The 1,597-nt window shown below is 76.2% G+C and carries 1 protein-coding gene; it reads left to right on the top strand.

Going from position 1 to position 1,597, the window contains the following annotated elements; translation table 11 throughout:
- Positions 1–241: 241 nt before the first annotated feature.
- Positions 242–1,597: sensor histidine kinase (locus tag ACSNOC_RS27665; RefSeq protein WP_436750317.1), on the top strand; the 1,356-nt coding region annotated here is incomplete at its 3' end.

Here is a 1,597-nt window from a genome sequence, read left to right as displayed (position 1 = left end):
GCACCGGTACCCCCGCGGCCGGGTCACCCCCACCGTGCCCGCCTCCGGCCCCCGGTCGGCGTGCTTGCGCAGGTCACGCCGACGGCCACCGGTCAAAGTTTCCCGGCGTCCATTCACTCATTGGGAGGTGGCGAAGGGTGGCGAATGCCGGAACTATGCCTGTTCGCCTTGCTGTTGACCCATAGCGTGGCCTTACGCACAACTTGGCCCGCCTGATGGGACCCGCCTGATGAGGACAGCGATGCCAGAACAGCTCCGCCCCCGGGCGCGCCCCACCCGCGAGAACCGGCCCCCCGCCGCGGGGCCGGGCCGCGGGGAGCCCGGTCCCTGGCACCGGCTGCCGCGCCTCGCGGTGCTGCCCGCCGCCCTGGTCGCCCTGATCGCCACCGCCGTCATCGCCTACCTGCTGGAGGACGGGCGGCGCCCGCACCCGGACCGCGGCGACGGCCTCCTGTGGGCCGCGCTGGGCGGGGCCGCCTGCCTCACCGCCACGGTGCTGGCCGTCGCCGCCGCCGTGGCCGCCGGCCAGGGCCGGGCGCACGCCGCCCGGCTCGCCGCGCTGCGCGGGCAGGCCGCCCAGGGACGCGCCGACCTCCAGGTGCTGCTGGGCAAGGTGGAGCGCGGTGAGCGGATCCGGCCCCCGGACGTCCCGCCGCAGCCCGTGCCCGAGGACGACCCGCTCGACCGGCTCCGGTACGAGATCGCGACCGCCCGGCACGCCGCCGAGTCGGCCGTCTTCCAGGCCGCGGCCCTGGCCGGCGCCGGATCCGGCCGCGACGAGCGGGTCGACGTCTTCGTCAACCTCGCCCGCCGCATGCAGTCCTTCGTCCACCGGCAGCTCGAGTACCTGGACGAGCTGGAGGCCGAGGTGGAGGACCCGGACCTGCTGAAGGGCCTCTTCCACCTCGACCACCTCGCCACCCGCGTCCGGCGCCACGCCGAGAACCTGGCCGTTCTCGGCGGCGCGGTCTCCCGCCGCCAGTGGAGCCGCCCGGTCTGCGTCTCCGAGGTGCTGCGCTCCTGCGTCGCGGAGGTCGAGCACTACGCGCGGGTCAGGCTGGTGCCGCCGATCGAGGGCACCGTGCGCGGCCACGCCGTCGCCGACGTCGTCCACCTGCTGGCCGAGCTGGTGGAGAACGCCACCGAGTTCTCCGCGCCGCAGACCCAGGTGCTGCTGCGCACCCAGTGGGTGGCGGCCGGGCTGGCGGTCGAGGTGGAGGACCGGGGACTCGGCATGACCGCCGACGAGCAGAGCCGGATGAACGCCGTGCTCTCCGGCACCGAGCGCCTCGACGTCACCGAGCTGCTGGAGGCGGGCCGGGTGGGGCTGTTCGTGGTCTCCGCCCTCGCCCGGCGGCACGACATCGTGGTCCAGTTGCAGAGCAACATCTACGGCGGCGTGCAGGCGGTGGCCGTCCTGCCGCACGAACTGCTCGGCGACGAGACCCAGGGCCGCCGCGCCCCCGGCACGGTGCTCGGCGTGGCCGCCGGGTCCGCGCCGCCGGGCGGCGGGCAGAAGCCCCGGCCCCCGCTGCCGCGCCGGTCGCGCCAGGAACACCTGGTGCCGCGCGCCGGTGAGGACGCCCCACCCCCGGTC

Source organism: Streptomyces sp. URMC 129, assembly GCF_051386415.1.
Lineage (GTDB): Bacteria > Actinomycetota > Actinomycetes > Streptomycetales > Streptomycetaceae > Streptomyces.
Note: the sequence above shows the minus strand (reverse complement) of the source record. Positions and strands in the feature narration are given on the sequence as shown.